At 73.6% G+C, this 19,793-nt stretch carries 8 protein-coding genes; 2 read left to right on the top strand and 6 right to left on the bottom strand.

The genetic code is table 11. From position 1 onward, the window contains the following. Positions 1-190: 190 nt before the first annotated feature. The 6 genes from AAFN69_RS28325 to AAFN69_RS28350 form a co-directional block, all read right to left on the bottom strand. Complete coding sequence (locus AAFN69_RS28325; RefSeq protein WP_347731690.1) at positions 191-1,264, bottom strand: ABC transporter substrate-binding protein; 1,074 nt, start codon at positions 1,262-1,264, stop codon at positions 191-193. 124 nt (positions 1,265-1,388) lie between these two features. Then, positions 1,389-2,285 (bottom strand): ABC transporter ATP-binding protein, encoded by an 897-nt coding sequence (locus tag AAFN69_RS28330; RefSeq protein ID WP_347731691.1) that lies wholly within the window; start codon positions 2,283-2,285, stop codon positions 1,389-1,391. A 1-nt stretch (position 2,286) separates the two neighbouring features. Next, a complete protein-coding gene (locus tag AAFN69_RS28335; protein ID WP_347731692.1) occupies positions 2,287-3,372 on the bottom strand; it encodes an iron chelate uptake ABC transporter family permease subunit in 1,086 nt (361 codons plus the stop codon). A gap of 2 nt (positions 3,373-3,374) precedes the next feature. Further along, a complete protein-coding gene (locus tag AAFN69_RS28340) occupies positions 3,375-4,385 on the bottom strand; it encodes an iron ABC transporter permease (protein ID WP_347731693.1) in 1,011 nt (336 codons plus the stop codon). A gap of 89 nt (positions 4,386-4,474) precedes the next feature. Beyond that, a complete protein-coding gene (locus AAFN69_RS28345) occupies positions 4,475-4,690 on the bottom strand; it encodes a hypothetical protein (RefSeq protein ID WP_347731694.1) in 216 nt (71 codons plus the stop codon). Beyond that, positions 4,687-5,250 carry a hypothetical protein gene (locus AAFN69_RS28350; protein ID WP_347731695.1) on the bottom strand — a complete coding sequence of 188 codons (564 nt, stop codon included), beginning with the start codon at positions 5,248-5,250 and terminating at the stop codon, positions 4,687-4,689. The genes AAFN69_RS28345 and AAFN69_RS28350 overlap by 4 nt, the downstream gene beginning before the upstream one ends. Before the next feature lie 284 nt (positions 5,251-5,534). Here AAFN69_RS28350 and AAFN69_RS28355 point away from each other — a divergent pair, with 284 nt between their 5' ends. Next, complete coding sequence (locus AAFN69_RS28355; RefSeq protein ID WP_347731696.1) at positions 5,535-13,445, top strand: amino acid adenylation domain-containing protein; 7,911 nt, start codon at positions 5,535-5,537, stop codon at positions 13,443-13,445. Then, on the top strand, positions 13,442-19,768 hold the full coding sequence (locus tag AAFN69_RS28360; protein WP_347731697.1) for an amino acid adenylation domain-containing protein: 6,327 nt from the start codon (positions 13,442-13,444) through the stop codon (positions 19,766-19,768). Before AAFN69_RS28355 ends, AAFN69_RS28360 begins: the two co-directional genes overlap by 4 nt. Positions 19,769-19,793 lie beyond the last annotated feature (25 nt).

Genomic DNA, 19,793 nt, shown 5'->3' on the forward strand with positions numbered 1-19,793 from the left:
GCAACTCGCCGGTCAGCACGCCGGTCCCGCTTCCCGGAGCCGGGACCGGCGGCCCGCGGCCCCGGCGGCGACCGGCCCGGAGGCCCGTCTCGCGGGAACCTCCGCGGCCCTCCGGTCCGTACCGGCGGCGGCAGGTGCCTCCGCCCGCCCGGCGGGCGCGGGCGGGGACACGCGCAGCGCCGGCCGCGGACTACTTGACGACGCCCGCATCGGCCTTGGTGACGGCGGTGGCGAGGTCGTTGAGCACCTTGGTGAAGCGCTGGTAGGTGAAGGGGGTCTCCGTCTGCCAGTCGACGACCTGGTCCGCCCTGACCGCCGGGTTCCCCTTCCAGGTCGGATACGCGGCCCCCAACTGCGCGCTGGTGAGACCGCCCTCGGGACGCGCGTCCTCCAGAATCAGGTCCGCCTTGTACCGCCCGGCCTCCTCCCAGCTGAGGGACTCGAAACCGGCCTCGGGCTTGGCGGGCTTGACGATCTCGAGACCGAGCTGCTCGAAGTACTTGACGTCGCCGTGGAAACCGGGATCCGCGACGAAGAGGTTCTCCTTCGTGCCGGAGACGACCGCCACCGACAGCCCGGGCCTGGCCGCGACGGCCTTCTTCACCGCGTCGGCGGCGGCCTCGAACTCGCTCTTGGCCCGGGTGATCGCGGGGCTCGCGGGGTCGGCGCCGAGGGCTTCGGCGAGCTCGCCGAAGCGCTTGACGGCGTCCGGCACCGAGACACCCATGAGCTGGATGACGGCGATGGGCGCGATCTTCTCGATCTTCTTGATGACCTCTTCGGGGATGTACCAGATCATCGGGCCGTACGCGATGGTGACGATGAGGTCCGGCTGGAGAGCGATCAGTTTCTCCATCTGGAACTCGCCGAAGTTGGTGCCGACCGAGGTCACCGCCGCCGGGTCGACATTGCCGATCTGCGGGCTGGGCTCGCCGTCGGCGCCCTTCTGCGGCCCGAAGACGCCGACCGGCTCGATTCCGAAGTCCCAGAGGGCCGCGGCGGGGTGGGACTGGGCGACGATCCGCTCCGGGCGTGCGGGCAGGTCGATCTTCTCGCCGCGGTCGTCCGTGAAGGACCAGGGGCCCCGGGAGGCGGCGGCCCTGCCGCCCTCCCCGGCGGGGGACTTCCTGTCGTCGGATCCGCCGCAGGCGGCGAGCAGCCCGGTCGCGGCGACCGCTCCGCCCAGGGCGAGGAAGCGGCGGCGGCCGAGATCGGCGGCCGGGGCGGAGTTCACCGCGGCGGACGCGGAACGGAAGACGGGCACGGAGGGGTGTCCTTTCGGGAGAACGCCGCGGCTGAGCTCGGGTTGAGGGTGCGGCGTGCGGGCGGTGACGCCGTTCGGGCGGGGCCCGGCACGGTGAGGGAAGGTGTTCCGGCGGGAGGCCGTGTCAGGGCATGCCGTCCGCCGGGACGGAGTCGGGCGCGGCGTCCGGGAAAGACTCCGCGCGCCGGACCGGCGGACCGGGAACCTTCCGCGCGGAACGACCGCCGTGGTGGCGGCCGAAGGGAACGATGTGCGGCCCGCCGCTCACCGGGTCCTCGACCACGGCGCACCGGAGGGCGAAGACGTCCTCGACCAGCCGCTGGGTGATGACCTCGCCGGGCGCGCCCTGGGCGACGATCCGGCCCTGGTGCATCGCGATGACGTGGTCGGCGTACCGGCAGGCGTGGTTGAGGTCGTGGAGCACCAGGACGACGGTCCTGCCCTGCTCCCGGTTGAGGTCCACGACCAGATCCAGGATCTCGATCTGATGGGTCAGGTCGAGATGGTTGGTGGGCTCGTCCAGCAGCAGGACGGGGGTGTTCTGGGCGAGTGCCATGGCGATCCAGGCCCGCTGGCGCTGGCCGCCGGACAGCTCGTCGATGTCGCGCCCGGCCTCCTCCAGCAGTGAGGTCGCGGTGAGGGCGTCCAGGACGGCCCTCTCGTCCTCCTCGGACCACTGGCGCCACCACGACTGGTGCGGACTGCGTCCGCGCTTGACCAGGTCGAGGACGGTGATGCCGTCCGGGGCGGCGGGGGTCTGGGGCAGCATTCCGAGCCGGCGGGCGAGCTCCTTGCCGCGCAGTGAGTGGATGTCCTGCCCGTCCAGGTGGACGACGCCGGCCTTGGGGGCGAGAAGCCGGGAGAGTCCCTGGAGCAGGGTGGACTTGCCGCAGGCGTTCGCCCCGACCACGGCCGTCACCCGGCCGGGCGGGATGACGACGTCGAGGCCGTCCACCACGCGCCGGCCGCCGTGGGCGAGGGTGAGCCCTTCGGCGGCGAGTCCCTGTGTCGAGCGGTCCACGTCAGCCTCCGGAGCCGGTGCGGTTGGTCCTGCCGAGGAGCCACAGCAGGATGGGGGCGCCGAGAACACCGGTCACGACGCCGACGGGAAGTTCGGTACCCGGCAGGAGCTCTCTGCCGATCACGTCACCGGCGAGCACCACCAGGGAGCCGACGAGCGCGGACGGCAGGAGCGCCGGCCCGGGGGTGCGGACGAGACGCAGGGCGATCTGGGGCGCGACCAGGGCGACGAAGGCGATCGGTCCGGCCGCCGCCGTCGCGAAGGACACCATCGCCGCGGCCACCACGAGCAGGGCGATCCTGGCCTTCTGGACCGGCATGCCCAGGGCGCGCGCCGTCCCGTCGCCCAGCTGGAGGCCGATCAGCCACGGCGTCAGAACGACGGCGCACGGGGTGAGGACGAGCATCGCCAGGGCAAGCGGTTCGACATGCTCCCAGCCGCGCGCGTTGAGGCTGCCGGTGAGCCACATCAGTGCCTGCTGCGCCTGGTGGACCCCGGCCTTGAGCAGAAGATAGCTGGTGACGCTCGTGCACAGGGCGGCGACACCGATACCGACGAGGACGATCCGGAAGCCGGTAGTCCCGCCTTTCCAGGCGAGGGTGTAAATCAGCATGGCCGCGCCCACACCGCCGGCGAGAGCCAGGGTCTGGAGCCCGAGACCCGAGCCGAAGCCGATCAGGAGTCCGGCGGTGGCGGCCGTGCCGGCGCCCGCGGACACCCCGATGAGATCAGGGCTGGCGAGCGGGTTGCGGGTGAGGGACTGGAAGATCGCCCCCGAGACGCCGAAGGCGGCGCCGCACAGCAGGCCGACGAGGGCTCGCGGCAGCCGGAGGTCGTGCACGACGATTCCGGTGATCTCGTCGCCGCCGCCGGTGAGGCCGGCGATGACGTCGGTGGTGGCGAGATCGATCTCGCCGAGGGCGACGGAGGTCACGAAAGCGGCGGCGGTGCCGATCGCCAGCAGGGCGCAGACGGCGACGGAGCGCGGGCGGATCACCCAGGAGGCCCGGGTACGGGGCACTCGGACGACGACGCCGCCCGCGCTGCGGACGGCCGCGGTCGCCCGGGCCGTTTCCTCGACGGTCATGACTACAGCTCCCGCAGTTTGCGGCGGCGGACCAGGGCGATGAAGAACGGTGCTCCGATCACGGTCACCACGATGCCGACATGAAGCTCGTCGGGGCGTGCGATCAGCCGGCCGGTGATGTCGGCGAGGAGAAGGAGACAGGGGCCGAGTACCGCCGAGTGGGCGAGGATCCAGCGGTGATCGGGACCGGTGAGGTGGCGTACGAGCTGGGGGACGACGAGTCCGAGAAAGGCGATGGGCCCGCACATGGCGACGGAGGTGCCGGCCAGCAGGGTGACGGCCGCCGCGCCGCGCAGACGGATCAGCCCCACCCTCCGGCCCAGGGACCTGGCCATGTTCTCGCCCAGGGCGAGACTGTTGAGGCCGGGCGCGGAGAGGGCGGCGAGGACACCGCCGGCCAGGAGGAACGGAAGTACCCGCACCAGGATGTCCGTGGACTGTCCGGTGAGCGATCCCACGGCCCAGAAGCGGTAGTCGCCGAGGGCCGCCGCGTCGAAGAGCAGGGTGGCGTTGACGAGTGACTGAAGCAACGCGGAGACGGCGGCGCCGGCCAGGGCCAGTTTGGCGGGCGTGCTGCCGCCCCTGCCGAGTGAACCGATGGCGTACACCAGGGCGGTGGCGAGCAGGGCTCCGGCGAATCCGAACCAGACGTATCCGTGGAGGGATGTGATACCGAGAACGCCGGTGGTGAACACGATGCCCACCGACGCGCCGGCGCTGATGCCCAGGATTCCGGGATCGGCGAGGGGGTTGCGCGTCAGCCCCTGGAGCAGCGCACCCGCCACGGCGACCGCGGAACCGACCAGTACCCCGAACAGGGTTCTGGGAAGCCGCATCTCGTGAACGATTCCCGATGCCTCGGAGCCGTCGGGACTCATCAGCAGGGCGATCACCCGGTCCGGCGCGATCGACTTCGTACCGAGAGCAATCGAAAGCAGGCAGAGCAGGACAAGAGTGAACAGAGATGCCGTGAGTACCAGGAAGTGGACTCGGGTGCGGGATTCAGTCGCCACACGGGGTGGAGCTGGAGGTGCGAGAGCGGTCGGCGACTTCGATATCACAGACGTAAGGATAGCCATACCTAACTTCAAGCCAATAGGGCCTACGGGGTGGCCGTTGCGGCACTGTTATCGCCGGACACATCACCGGCGGACGATTCACCGCCCACCGCGGCCCGGCGCCGCGGCTCCGGGCAGAACAGGCCGACCAGGGCCAGGGTGGCCACACAGAGCGCGCCGCCCAGCGCCACGGCGGCACCGGGACCGATCACCGAGGCACCGGGACCGGCCGGTACTCCGCCCAGGGCGGGAGCCGTCATCGCCTGGGCGAGCCGCGGACCGCCGACCGCCCGTGCAGATGTCCGGGGGTGTTCCGCATGAGCAGGGTGCGCCGCAGGATTTCAAAGACGGTGCCGGCGAAGCCCCCGATGGCGAGGAGGACCGGACCGAAGCCGAGGACGGGACTCGGCCCGGAGCCCGGACACGCCGGGCCGCAGGCGGCGACAGCACCGAACAGTACCCGCCCCGGGCGCGCCGTCCGACCGGTCCAGCCCGAGGTCACCGAGGCGACGGCGGCGCCGATCACGGGAGCGGCGGTGAGAACACCGGCCAACTCCGTTCCGCTTCCGTGGCGTTCGCCGGCGAGTTGCGGATGGAGAGCCGCCGGTGTCGCGAACAGGGCCGCGCAGAGGTCCACCGCCGGCACGCGGACGATCCACACCCGCGGATGGCCGGCCGCGGCATTGAGGGACAGGGCGGCGGAGGTCACCACCGCCCATCCGCCGCCGGCGAGGATCAGGCCCTTGCGCCCGCGGCGATCGGCCGGGACTCCGCCGGCGAGCAGACCCGCCGGCAGGCCGGATCCCGCAACCGGGCTCACGGCGGCGACCCGGGCGGATGACCCCGTCTCCGCGTACACCCGCACCACCGCGGCGACCGATGTCAGGCCAATGCACAACAAGGACGGAATTCGGGCGGACAGCACAAATGCTCGCCTTGACAGGGGAGGGATCAAGGCCCAATTCCCTCAAACGGACCAGGTCACCGCTCACTTCCCCTGCGCACCGGAGCCCGATGGCTCGAAATAGCCAGATTAGGTTAGCCTAAGTTAATGTTCCCTCGACCTGTGTGGCTTCGAGGGGACGTGATTCTTCCTTGTCCGGTGTGAGCATCGACAGCGGCGGCGAACTGGCCGCGCGGAAAAAGGAGTTGCTGCGCCGCCTGCGGGCCGAGCGGGGCATTTCCCGGTCCGGCGCGACCGCCGGGACCGCCGCCCCCGTCGTCCGGGTGACGGGACCCGCACCGCTGTCAGCCGCCCAGCGACGCATGTGGCTGCTGCGTCAACTGGAGCCGGAGGGAACCGCCTACCACATCAGTGTGGGTGCCCGGATGACCGGAAACATATCGGTGCCGGACCTGGAGCACGCGTTGCGCCGGGTGATCGAACGGCACGACATCCTGCGAACGGTCTACCGGCCCGGCGACGGCGCCGACGGCGATCCGCACCAGACGGTGCTGCCCGCGGGTGAGTTCTGCCTCACCGTGTCCGAGCCGGGCGAACCGGCCGGACGCGACAGCGAGCAGGCGGTCGACCGGGCCGCCCACCGGCTCACGAGCCGCCCCTTCGACCTGACCCGGGAACCGCCGATCCGGCTGGAGTTGCTCCGCCTGGCGGCCGACGAGCATGTACTGCTGCTCGTCGCGCACCACATCGCCTGGGACGACGCGAGCTGGCGGGTCCTCCTGACCGAGCTGCGCGCCGCGTACGGCGGACATGAACTGCCCCCGCTCCGGGTGCAGTACGCCGATCTCGCAGCCCATGAACACCGGCACCGCCCGTGGTCGGACGCCGACCTCGACCACTGGCGCCGTCAACTCGCCGATCCGCCCGCGCCGCTGCCCCTGCCCACCGACTTCCCCCGCTCCGCCGAGCGCGCCGAGACCGGCGGACGGATCACCCGCACCCTGCCCGCCGAGCTGCGCGAACGCCTCCGGGCCGTGTGCCGTGCCGAGGGCGTCACCCCCTTCATGGCGCTGCTGGCGGGATTCAGCGCTCTGCTCCACCGCGTCGGCCAGGTGCCCGACCTGATCGTCGGATCACCCGCAGTGCACCGCATGGACCCCGGCGCCGACGCCCTGGTCGGGAATTTCGGCAACACCCTCGCACTGCGGACGCGCACCGCGCCCGGCATGACCTTCCGCGCCTTCCTCGCGCAGGTGAAGGAGGTCTGCCTCACCTCGTACGCGCACGAGAGGGTGCCCTTCGACACGCTCGTACAGGAACTGCGCCCGGAGCGCACCGCGGGACACCAGGTCTACTTCGATGTGATGTTCTCGCTGCGCAGCGATGTCTGGGAGGGTTTCGACCTGCCCGGCGTGCGGATCACCGAGCGGGCGGTGGACAACGGCGCCGCCGCCTTCGACCTCGCCGTGGCCGCCGTCCTGGACCCGTCCGGCCCGCTCGGCCTGGACATCACCTTCCGCCCGGACCTCTACACCGAGGCCACGGTCGACCGGCTGATCCGCCGCTTCGAGACCCTCCTGGACTCGGTCCTCGACCGGCTCGACACGCCCCTGGAGGACATCGGCCTGCTCGACGACGACGAGCGTGAGCTGGTTCTCGACACCTGGGGCACCGACCGCCGCGAACTGGCCGGGGAGACGATTCCCGAGCTCTTCCGGGCCCGGGCCCGGAGCACCCCGGACGCGGACGCGCTGATCTGGGAGACCGGGGAATCCGCCCGTCCGCGGCGGCACACACTCACCTACGCGGAACTGGACCGCCGTTCGGACGAGCTGGCCGGGGAACTCACCGGGCTGGGCATCGGCATCGAGCAGGTGGTGGCCGTGGCGCTGCCGCGCTCGGGTGACTTCCTGATCGCCGCCCTGGCCGTGCTGAAGGCCGGCGCGGCCTATCTGCCGGTGGACCCCGAATACCCCGCCGGCCGCATCGCCCTGATGCTGGACGACGCCCGGCCCACCCTGCTGGTCACCGACATCGCCACCGCCCCGCGACTGCCCGACGGGGACGTCCCCCTGCTGCGCCTGGACGACACCGGCCGGCCGGCCGCACTCGGTGCGGTGCCGGCACGCTGCCCGGCCACGCCGCGGGGAGCCGCCTATCTGATCCACACCTCCGGCTCCACCGGACGCCCGAAGGGCGTGGTGGTCACACATGCGGGCATCCCGGGCCTGGTCTCCACCATGACCGGTGAGCTGAGCGCCGGACCGGAGAGCCGGGTTCTGCAATTCGCGTCGATGAGCTTCGACACCTCGGTGTGGGAGTGGACCATGGGTCTCCTCAGCGGCGCGACGCTGGTGATCGCGCCGTCCGAGTGCCGGCTCGGACCGCCGCTGGCCGACTTCTGCGCCCGGCACGCCATCACCCATCTCACCCTCCCGCCGGGAGTGCTGGCGACCCTGCCGGACGAACACGCGCTGCCGGACGGTGTCACGCTGATCGTGGCCGGCGAGGCATGCCCCCCGGAGCTGATGCGCCGCTGGTCGGCCACCACCCGCATGTTCAACTCCTACGGGCCCACCGAGACCACCGTCGACGCCACCCTGTGGGCATGCCGGCCGGACCATCCGCGCCCGGTCGTTCCCGTCGGCAGGCCCGTGCACAACACATCCGTACGGCTGCTGGACGAGCGGCTGCGGCTGGTGCCGCCGGGCACCCCCGGTGAGCTGTACGTGGCCGGCGACGGCCTGGCGCGCGGCTATTCGGGCCGGGCCGGCCTGACCTCGGAGCGCTTCGTCGCCGACCCCCACGGGCCGGCCGGTACCCGGATGTACCGCACCGGCGATCTGGCCCGCTGGACGCCCGACGGCGTACTCGAATACCTCGGCCGGGTCGACCACCAGGTCAAGATCCGCGGCTTCCGGGTGGAGCCGGGCGAGATCGAGCAGGCGCTGCGCGCCGACGCGGCGGTCGGGCAGGCCGCCGTCATCGCCCGCGAGGACACCCCCGGCGACATCCGGCTGGTCGCCTATGTCACCGGCGCGGAGCCCGGCACGGCGCCCGACACCGGGCGGCTGCGCGCCGGCCTGGCCGGGGTGCTGCCCGGCCACATGGTGCCCGCCGCGATCGTGGCACTGGAGAGACTGCCGCTCACCGGCAATGGCAAGCTGGACCGCCGGGCCCTTCCCGCGCCGGTCCTCCGGGCCGCTTCCGGACGCGCGCCAGCGAGCGCTCTGGAAGCCCGGCTGTGCGAGCTGTTCGCCGGCGTTCTCAAGCTGCCCGGGGCCGGTCCCGACGACGGCTTCTTCGATCTGGGCGGCCACTCGATGCTCGCCGCCCGGCTGCTCTCCCGCATCGACGCGGAGTTCGGCGTGCGCCCCACCCTGCGGGCCCTGTTCGACGGGCCGACACCCGCCGCGCTGGCCCGCCTCCTGGCCGGGGCCGAGGCGTCACCGGTGCTGCCCGCGCTCGCTCCGCGCGGCACGGACGAACCGGCCGCCCTCTCCTTCGCCCAGCGGCGCCTGTGGGTGCTGGACCGGCTGGAGGGCACCGGCGCCGCCTACAACATCCCGCTCGCCCTGCGCGTGGAGGGGGCGCTGGACGCCGCCGTCCTCGACACGGCCCTGCGCGACGTCGTCGCCCGGCACGACATCCTGCGCACCGTGTTCACCGAGCGGGACGGCACCCCTCGCCAGCAGCCGCTGCCGATCGGCGAGGGACCGGGTCTCGAGGTCCGTGACATCGCCCATGAGGCGCTGGAGGCCGAGCTGTCGGCCGCTTCGGCTCATGTGTTCGCCCTCGCCCGGGAAGCGCCGCTGCGCGCGGTGCTGTTCCGGCTCGGCCGCGACGAGCACGTACTGCTTCTGCTGCTGCACCACATCGCCGGTGACGGCCGGTCCCTTCAGGTGCTCGTCGGCGACCTGGCCGGTGCCTACCGGGCCCGGCTGGCCGGCGTCGCGCCGGACTGGGCCCCGCTGCCCGTGCAGTACGCGGACTTCGCCCTCTGGCAGCGCGAGCTGCTGGGCTCCGAGAACGACCCGGGGAGCCCCGCCGCACGGCAGGCGGCCTTCTGGCGGACCGCGCTGGAGGGGGCCCCGGACGAGCTGCGGCTCCCCACCGACCGGCCCCGGCCCGCGGAGTCCACCCACGCCGGTGGCCTCACCCGTTTCACCGTGGACGCGGCGCTGGCGGAGGCCGTGCGGGAACTGGCCGTGCGGGCGGGGGTCACCCCGTTCATGGTCTATCAGGCCGCCGTCGCGGCTCTGTTCACCAGGCTCGGCGCCGGCGAGGACATTCCGCTGGGCACCCCGGTCGCGGGCCGGGGTGACAAATCCCTGGAGGGCCTGGTCGGCTTCTTCGTCAACACCCTGGTCCTGCGCACGGACGTCTCCGGCTCACCCTCCTTCGCGGCACTGCTGCGCCGGGTCCGCCAAAGCAATCTGGACGCCTACGAGCACCAGGACCTGCCCTTCGAACGGCTGGTGGAGATCCTCAACCCGCCGCGCTCCACCGCCCGTCACCCGCTGTTCCAGGTGATGGTGGTGCACCAGAGCGGCACCGCGTCGCAGCTGCCCATCGAGGGTCTGCGCACCCGTCCGCACGTGGTCGCGACCAACACGGCGACATTCGACCTGAGCCTGACGTTCATCGAGAACTTCGATCCGGACGACGGGCCCGGCGCGGTCGGCGGCTTCGCCGAGTACAGCGCCGATCTCTTCGACCGCGGCACCGTCGACGCCCTCACCGGCCGGCTGGTCGCCCTGCTCACCGCCGCCGTCGCCCGCCCCGATCTGCCCATCGACGCCCATGATGTGCTCACGGCGGCCGAGCGCGGGCTGCTGGTGGCCGCGCCGGTGCCCGCGCCCGCGGCGAGGGCCCTGCACATCGAGTTCGCCCGGCGGGCCACCCGTGTCCCGGACGAGGTCGCCCTGGTGACCCGCGCCGCGGGCGGCCCGCTGCGGCGGACGACCTACGCGGAGCTCGACGCCGAGGTGACCCGGATCGCCCGGCTGCTGGCAGCCCGCGGCGCGGGTCCGGACAGGCTCGTCGCGCTGGCCCTGCCCCGGCACCTCATGCCGGCCGCGCTGCTGGGAGTGCTGCGCTCGGGCGCGGCGTTCCTGCCGCTGGACCTCGCCCACCCGGCGGACCGGCTCGCGCAGACCCTGGACGACGCCGGGCCGGTGTGCCTGCTCACCACGCGTGAGGGGGCCGGATCGCTGCCGGGCCGGGCGGGGACGGCGACGGTGTTCATCGACGACGAGGCGCCCGAGGGCACCGCGCCGCCCTCCGCCGAGGTCGCGGGCGACAGCGCGGCGTATGTCATCTACACCTCCGGCTCCACCGGTCGGCCCAAGGGCGTGGTGGTGAGCCATGCCAACCTCTCCCATCTGTACGCGGCCCACACCTCCACCCGGTTCCCGGCCGAGGTCGCCGCAGCGGGCGGGCGCCGGCTGCGGGTGGGCCACATCGCCTCCTTCGCGTTCGACGCCGCTCTCGACCCGATGGTGCTGATGGCCGGCGGGCACGAACTGCACGTCCTGGACGAGCTGACCTATCCGGACGCCGAGGCGGCCGCCGCGTATGTCGCCGAGGAGCGGATCGACTATCTCGATCTGACCCCGTCCCACTTGCAGCAGCTGATGAAGCACGGGCTCCTGTCCGGGGGCCGGCACCGTCCGGTGCTGCTCGGACCCGGTGCGGATGCCATGCCGGACAGTCTCTGGCGGGAGCTGGGCCGCGACCCCGGTCTGACCGCGTACAACTTCTACGGGCCCACCGAGTGCACGGTGGACTCCGTGGTCGCCGAGGTGACCGGCGAGGGGGCACCCCTCATCGGCCGGCCGCTGGCGGGGACGACCGCCTTCGTTCTGGACGGCCGGCTGCGGCCGGTGCCGCCGGGCGTCACCGGGGAGCTCCATCTGGCGGGCGGCGGCGTCGCCCGGGGCTATCTGAACCGGCCCGCGCTGACCGCCGAGCGGTTCGTCGCGTCCCCGTTCGGTCCCGCCGGGGTCCGGATGTACCGGACCGGTGATCTGGCCCGCTGGACGGCGGGGGGCGAGCTGGAGTGCCTGGGGCGCGCCGACGACCAGGTGAAGATCCGGGGCTTCCGTATCGAGCCCGGCGAGATCGAAGGTGTGCTCGGCCGGCACGAGGGGGTCGCCGAGGTCGCGGTCATCGCCCGTGACGACCTGCCCGGATCCCGCCGGCTGGTGGCCTACGTCGTACCGGAACCGGGGCATCCGGCCGATCCCGACCGGTGGCGGGCGCATGCGTCCGCGCTGCTGCCGGACCACATGGTGCCCTCGCTGTGGGTGGTGATGGAGGCCCTGCCGCAGTCGTCCAACCGCAAGGTGGACCGGGCGGCGCTGCCGGTGCCGGAACTGCCCGTCCAGGGCACCGGCCGGGCGCCCGCCAATGAGGCCGAGCGGCTGTTCTGCGACCTGTTCGCGGCACTGCTCGGACAGCCCGGGGCAGATGCCGACAGCAATTTCTTCGAACTGGGCGGCGACAGCATCATCTCGCTGCAACTCGTCGGCCGGGCCCGCGCGGCGGGCTGGACGCTCGGTCCCCGTGAGGTCTTCCGCCATCAGACCCCGGCGGCCCTGGCCGCGGTGGCACAGCCGGTGAGGAACACCGCGCCCCGGGCGTCCGACGAGGGCACCGGGCTGGTTCCCGAGACGCCGATCATGGCGTGGCTGCGGGAGCTGTCCGAGTCGCGGACCCCCGCGGCGCCGATCGACGGCTACAGCCAGGGGATGACCCTGGTCACGCCGGCCGGGCTGACGCGGGAGCGGCTGACCGGGGTGGTGCAGAGCGTCCTGGACCGTCACCCGGCGCTGCGTGCCCGGCTGACCCGCACGGCCGGGGGCCGCTGGGCGCTGGACATTCCGCCCGCCGGTGCGGTGAGCGCCGCGGATGTGCTGCGGACGGCGGCGGCCGGTCCCGCCGAGGAGGCCGCCGGCGCGGCCGCGCGGCTCCGGCCGGACGCCGGGGTGATGGTGCAGGCGGTGTGGCGGCCGGGTGCGGACGACACGGCCGGCGGACGTCTGATCCTGGTCATCCACCATCTCGTCGTCGACGGTGTCTCCTGGCGCATCCTCTGCGCCGATCTGGCCGCCGCCTGGCGCGGTGAGCACCCGGGGGCCACCGGGCGGGGCACGTCCCTGCGCACCTGGGCCCGGTCCCTGCACGGCTACGCCCGCGAGGAGACGACGCTGGACCGGGCCGGGCACTGGGCCGACGCGCTGCGCGCCGGGTCCGGGACCCTCGCGGGCCGCGCCCTGGACCCGGCGCGGGACACGACGGCCACCGCCCGGCGCCGTACCGTCTCCCTCGACCCGGAGCGCACCGCCGCCCTGCTCACCCGGGTGCCCGCCGCCTTCCACGCCAACACCGAGGATGTGCTGCTCACCGCGCTGGCGCTGGCCGTCGCCGAGCGGCGCCGCGCCGCGCGGGGCGCCGGTGCGGACACGGCGGTGTCCGTGCAGCTGGAAGGGCACGGCCGCGAGGAGTCCGCGGTCGAGGGCGCCGATCTGGGCCGCACCGTCGGCTGGTTCACCACCGTGCGCCCGGTCCGGCTGGACGCCGGCCCGGCGGACACGGCGGCGGCCGGAGCCGGCAGAGCGCTCAAGGCGGTGAAGGAGCAGCTCCGGGCCGTCACGGACGGCGGTCTGGGGTTCGGCGCACTGCGTCATCTCAACCCGGCGACCGAGGAGGGGCTGGCTGCGCTGCCCGTCCCGGAGATCGGCTTCAACTACCTGGGCCGCTTCGGCGGGGCCGAAAGCGGCGCCCCGTGGGAGCCGGTGACCGGCGACGGCGGTCTCTTCCACCACACCGATCCCGCGCTGCCGCTGGCGCACGCCCTGGAGATCGACGCGCATGTCGCCGCCGAACCGGCCGGCGCCGTACTGCACGCCACCTGGACCTGGGCGGGCGAAGCCCTCGCCGAGAGCGAGATCACGGCCCTCACCGACAGCTGGCTGGCCCATCTGTCCGTGCTGGCGGCGCAGGCGGACGATCCCGGCGCCGGCGGCTGGACCCCATCCGACCTCTCCCTGATTCCCCTGAGCCAGGACGAGATCGACGACTTCGAATCCGATTGGAACCTGTCGTGAGTGCCCGGTCCGAACTTGAGGACATCCTCCCGCTGACGCCCCTGCAGGAGGGGCTGCTCTTCCGTGCCGAGCTGGACGGGGAGGGCCACGACGTGTACGCGGGGCAGCTCTCGCTCACGCTGAGCGGCCCGCTGGACGAGGGCCGGCTGCACACCGCGGCGCAGGCCCTGCTGGACCGTCACCCCGCGCTGCGGGCCGCCTTCCGCCGCAACAGGCAGGGGCGGGCCGCCTGTCTGATACCGCGCCGGGCGGTGGTGCCGTGGTCGTACACCGATCTCGGGCACCTGTCCGCGGAGAAGCGGCGGGCCGAGGCCCGCCGGCTCATCGCGCTCGACGGCGAGCGGCGCTTCGACCTCGGCCGCCCGCCGCTGGTCCGCTTCGCGCTGCTGCGCCTCGCGGCCGACCGGCACCAGCTGGTCATGACGGTGCATCACATCGTCCTGGACGGCTGGTCCCAGCCGATCCTGGTGAAGGATCTGTTCGCGCTGTACGAGGCCGGGGACGGCCGCGCGCTGCCGCCCGTGGCCTCCCCGCGCCGCTATCCGGAGTGGCTGGCGGCGCAGGACGGACCGGCCGCCGAGGCCGCCTGGCGCACCGCCCTGGCCGGCCGGGGCTCCCCCACCCTGATCGCCCCGGGCGCGGACCCGGCGGTCCGCGAGCGGCCCCGGCGGGTCGTCGTCGAACTCGACGCGGGCACCACCGCCGCGCTCACCGCCACGGCCCGTGCGCACGGCCTGACCCTGGGCACGGTCGCCCAGGGCGCCTGGGCGCTGGCCCTGGCCGGGAGCCTGGGCCGGGACGACGTCGTGTTCGGCACGACCGTCTCCGGCCGGCCGGCCGAACTGCACGGCGTGGAGTCCATGGTCGGTGTGTTCGTCAACACCGTGCCGGTACGGGTGACGCTGCCGCCGTCGGAGACCTTCGCCGACGCCCTGGCCCGGCTCCAGGAGGAGCAGTCCGCGCTGGTGGCGCACCAGCATCTGGGGCTCGCCGACATCCAGCGCCTGGCGGGCGGCGGGGATCTGTTCGACACCCTCGCGGTCGTCGAGAACTATCCCTTCGACCCCGGCTCACTCGCCGAGCTCGCCCCCGGTCTGCGGCTCACCGGGGCGGACGGCTCGGAGGGCGTCCACTACCCGCTGGCCCTGACCGTGCTGCCGGGAGCCGAGCTCCGGCTGGAACTCGGTTACCGCCCCGACCTGCTGTCCGAGGACGAGGTCCGGCGGGTCGGCGAGCGGCTGCGCCGGGCCTGCACCGCCTTCGCCTGCGCGCCCGGCACCCCGCTGGGCCGGCTCGACCTGCTCGGCGGTTCCGAGGTCACGGCGCTCACCACCTGGGACACCGCCCGCCCGGTGCCCGACACCACCCTCGGCGCCCTGCTCGCGGAGCAGAGCGCGCGTACCCCCGACGCCACCGCCGTGGTCTTCGAGGGCGAGACCCTCTCGTACGCGGAGCTGGAGGAGCGTGCCGGGCGCCTGGCGGACTGGCTGGGCGGCCGGGGCGCGGGGCCGGGGTCGGTGGTGGCCGTGGCACTGCCCCGGTCCCTCGATCTCGTGGTGGCGCTGCGGGCGGTGCTGCGGGCGGGCGCCGCCTATCTGCCGCTGGATCCGGGCTATCCGGCCGGCCGGCTGGCCCTGATGCTGGCGGACGCGGCCCCCGCCGCGCTGCTCACCGACACGGCGACGCTCTCCGCCCTGCCGCTGCCCGCCGGCGGGCGGGCTCCGGTGCTCACCCTCGACGGGGCGGAGGCCGCCGGGCTGCCCCCCGCCTCCGGTGCGCGGCAGGCCGATGTGAGCCCCGGCCACCCGGCGTACGTCATCTACACCTCGGGCTCCACCGGCCGGCCCAAGGGGGTCGTCGTTCCGCACCGGGGCATCGTCAACCGGCTGCTGTGGATGCAGGACGCCTACGGACTCACCTCCGCCGACCGTGTGCTCCAGAAGACGCCGTCCAGCTTCGACGTCTCGGTCTGGGAGTTCTTCTGGCCGCTGATCACCGGCGCCACGCTCGTCGTCGCCCGGCCCGGCGGACACCGGGACCCCCGCCATCTCGCCCGCCTCATCCGGGACGAGGGGATCACCACCGCGCACTTCGTCCCCTCGATGCTGCGCGCCTTCCTCCAGGAACCGGGGGCCGCGCACTGCACCGGGCTGACCCGTGTGCTGTGCAGCGGCGAGGCCCTGGGCCCCGAACTGGTCACCTCCTTCCACGAACGGCTCGGCGGCGAGGTCGAGCTGCACAATCTGTACGGTCCCACCGAGGCGTCCGTCGACGTCACGGCCTGGCCCTGCCCGCCCGGCGCGGGGGCGGCCGGCCCGGTCCCGATCGGGTCGCCCGTCTGGAACACCGCGCTGTACGTCCTCGACTCGGCGCTGCGCCCGGTGCCCGCCGGGGTGCCCGGCGAGCTCCATCTCGCGGGCGTCCAGCTCGCGGACGGCTATCTCAAGCGGGCGGGACTGACGGCCGAGCGGTTCGTGGCCGACCCGTTCGGCCCGCCGGGGAGCAGGATGTACCGCACCGGCGACCTGGCCCGGCGCACCGGAGGCGGGGTTGTCGAGTATCTGGGCCGTACCGACGGGCAGGTCAAGATCCGGGGCTTCCGCATCGAACCCGGCGAGATCGAGGCGGCCCTGCTGAGTCATCCGGGCGTGCGCGAGGCGGCCGTGGTGGCCCGCCGGGACGCCGCCGGTCCGGGGGACGCGACGCTCGTCGCCTATGTGTGCGGTGAGCCGGCCGACCCCGCCGCGCTCCGCTCCCATCTGGCCGCCGTGCTGCCGCCCCACCTCGTCCCCGGCGTGTTCGTGGTCCTGGAGAGCCTGCCGCTGTCGCCCAGCGGCAAGCTGGACCGCGGCGCCCTGCCCGCTCCCGGTCTCCCGCCCGCGGGTCCGGGCAGGCGCCCGCGCACCCCGTCGGAGGAGATCCTGTGCGATCTGTTCGGCGAGGTTCTCGGCCTGCCGCAGGTCGGCATCGACGACGACTTCTTCGCGCTGGGCGGTCACTCACTGCTCGCCACGAGGCTGGCCGGCCGGGTGCGTACCGTACTCGGCGCCGAACTGGCCCTGCGCACCGTCTTCGACAGTCCCACCGTCGCCGCGCTGGCCGGCCGGCTCGGCGACTCGGCGGACCGTCCGGTGCTGCGCGCGGGAGAGCGGCCCGATCCGCTGCCGCTGTCGTTCGCGCAGGCCCGTATGTGGTTCCTCCACCGGCTGGAGGGTCCCAACTCCGCCTACAACATGGCGTTCGCGGCCCGGCTCTCGGGCGAACTGGACCACGGCGCGCTGGAGTCGGCGCTGGGCGACCTCACCGACCGGCACGAGGCGCTGCGCACCGTGCTGCCCGACGAGGGCGGCTCCCCGCGCCAGGTGATCCTGGACCCGGCTTCGGCCCGCCCCGCGCTGCCCGTGACACCCGTCGCCGAGTCCGGGCTCGCCGACCGGCTGGCCGAGGCGGCGGCCCGGCCGTTCCGCATCGACGAGGAGCGGCCCTTCGCCGCCGAGCTGTTCCGGGTCGGCGACGACGAGCACGTCCTGCTGCTGGTGCTCCACCACATCGCGGCCGACGGCTGGTCGGCGCTGCCCCTGCTGCGCGACCTGGCCGGCGCCTACGCCGCTCGTCTGGGCGGTACCGCGCCGGCCTGGTCCCCGCTGCCGGTGCAGTACGCCGACCACGCGATCTGGCAGCGGGAACTGCTGGGCGACGCCGGTGATCCGCGGGGAGTGCTGCACACCCAGGCGGAGTTCTGGCGCGAGGCCCTCGGTGGTCTGCCGGAAGAGCTGACACTCCCCACCGACCGGCCCCGACCCGCCGTTCCCAGCCTGCGCGGCGACTGTGTCGAGCTGGAGATACCGGCCGGCCTGCACCGGGCGGTACGGGCCCTGGCCCGGCGCTGCGACGCGAGTGTGTTCATGGTTCTGCATGCCGCGCTCGGCGCGCTGCTCAACCGTCTCGGCGCGGGGACGGACATCCCCATCGGCACTCCGATCGCGGGCCGTACCGACGACGCCGTGGACGAGGTCGTGGGCTTCTTCGCCAACACCCTGGTCCTGCGCACGGACACCTCCGGCGACCCCTCCTTCCGGACGCTTGTCGCCCGGGTCCGCGAGACCGACCTGGCCGCCTACGCCCACCAGGACATTCCCTTCGAGCGGCTGGTCGAGCTGCTCAATCCGGCCCGCTCCATGGCCCGGCACCCGCTGTTCCAGATCATGCTCAGCCACCAGAACCGGCCCGCGCTCGATCTGGCGCTGGGCGGGTGCGAGGTCCGTCAGGAGCCGGTGGCGATGGGCACCGCCAAGTTCGACCTGGCCTTCGAAGTGGTGGAGGAACACGGCCGGGACGGGATGACTCTCGGCATCGAGTACAGCACCGACCTGTTCGACCGGGCGACCGTCACCAACATCGCCACCCGGCTGATCCGGCTGCTCCAGGCCGTCACGGCGGAGCCCGACCGGAGACTCGGCGCGCTGGACCTGCTCTCCGCCGACGAACACCACCGGATCCTCGTCGACTGGAGGGGTGACGTCGTCGAGAACGAACACGGCACGCTCACCGAGCTGTTCGAGCGGCAGGTGCGCGAGACCCCGGAGGCGACCGCGCTCGTCTGCGGTGATGTCTCGTACACCTTCGCCGAACTGGACTCCCGCAGCGAACGGCTGGCCCGGCTGCTCGCGGAGAACGGCGCCGGACCGGGGGAGTTCGTGGCGCTGCTGCTGCCACGCCGCGCCGACACCGTCGTCGCGCTCCTCGCGGTGATGCGGGCCGGCGCCGCGTATGTGCCGATCGACCCCGGCTACCCGGCCGGACGCGTCGAGCACATCCTCGGCGACTCCCGGCCGCGTCTTCTTCTCACCACCGCCGCACTGGCCCCGGCCGCGGGCGAGGACGGTCCGCGCCCGCTGCTGCTCGACTCGCCGGAGGTGCTGGAACGGCTCGGCCGCTCCCCCGGCCCGGAGGCGGCCCCGCTGCCCCGTCCGCTGCCCGGACATCCGGCGTATGTGATCTACACCTCTGGCTCCACCGGTCTGCCCAAGGGCGTGGTGGTGGAGCACCGCAGCATCGCCAACCTCTTCCACAGCCACCGCGAACTGCTCTACCGCCCCACGGTCTCGGCGGCCGGCGGGCGGGCCCTGCGCGTGGCGCACGGCTGGTCGTTCGCCTTCGACGCCTCCTGGCAGCCCCAGCTGTGGATGCTCGACGGCCACGCGCTCCACATCGTCACCGAGGAGACGCTGCGAGACCCGTCGCTGCTCGTCTCCTTCATCGAGCGCCAGGAGATCGACTTCATCGAGGTCACCCCTTCGCATGCGATGCAGCTCGCGGGCGCCGGGCTGGTGAAGGACGGCCGGTCCCCGCTGCTGGCGTGGGGCGTGGGCGGCGAGGCCGTGCCCTCCCCCATGTGGCACCGGCTCCGCGGGCTGGAGGGCACCGCCGCGTACAACCTGTACGGCCCCACCGAGGCGACCGTCGACGCGCTCGCCGCCCGGGTGTCGGACAGCGAGCGCCCGCTCGTCGGCCGGCCCACCGCGAACACCCGGGCGTATGTGCTGGACGGCACGCTGCGCCCCGTCCCCGCGGGTGTCATCGGCGAGCTGTACCTGGCCGGCGCGGGCCTGGCCCGCGGCTATCTCGACCGGCGCGGACTGACCGCCGAGCGGTTCGTCGCCGACCCGTTCGGTCCGGCGGGCACCCGGATGTACCGCACCGGCGATCTGGTGCGCTGGATGCCCGACGGCGCGATCGACTACCTCGGCCGCACCGACGAGCAGGTCAAGATCCGGGGCTTCCGCGTCGAGCTCGGTGAGATCACCGCCGCGCTCTCCTCGGCGCCCTCCGTCGCCCGGGCCGCGGTGGTCGTCCGCGAGGACGGCACGATCGGCAGGAGGATCGTGGCGTACTGTGTCCCGGCCGAGGGCGCCGCCCCGGACATCGCGGCGCTGCGCTCGCATGTGAGCCGCATGCTGCCGGACTACATGGTGCCGGCCGCCTTCGTGGAGCTGGCCGAACTGCCGCTGACCGGCCACGGCAAGCTCGACCGGAGCGCGCTGCCCGCCCCCCGGGAGGAGGAGCGCCGTGCGGGGCGTGCCCCCGAGGGGCCCGAGGAGACCGCGGTCTGCGCGGTGTTCGCGGAGCTGCTGGAGCTGCGGGAGGTGGGGCCCGACGACAGCTTCTTCGACCTCGGCGGCCACTCCATGCTGCTGGTGAGACTCCGCGAACGGCTGCGGGAGACAACGGGCGCGCGGCTGGGGATCGCCGATTTCTTCGCCCATCCGACAGCGGCCGCCCTGGGCGGGCTGCTCCGGGAGAAGGCGGCGAGGCGCGGGTGACGCGATGACGAGTGCGCTGTGACGG

The organism is Streptomyces sp. CAU 1734 (assembly GCF_039888735.1).
Taxonomy (GTDB): domain Bacteria; phylum Actinomycetota; class Actinomycetes; order Streptomycetales; family Streptomycetaceae; genus Streptomyces.

What these genes read in the sequence shown, in the direction of transcription:
- AAFN69_RS28335 (WP_347731692.1), bottom strand. Translation starts at nt 3,372, where the DNA reads ATGACCGTCGAGGAAACGGCCCGGGCGACCGCGGCCGTCCGCAGCGCG.
- AAFN69_RS28345 (WP_347731694.1), bottom strand. Translation starts at nt 4,690, where the DNA reads ATGACGGCTCCCGCCCTGGGCGGAGTACCGGCCGGTCCCGGTGCCTCG.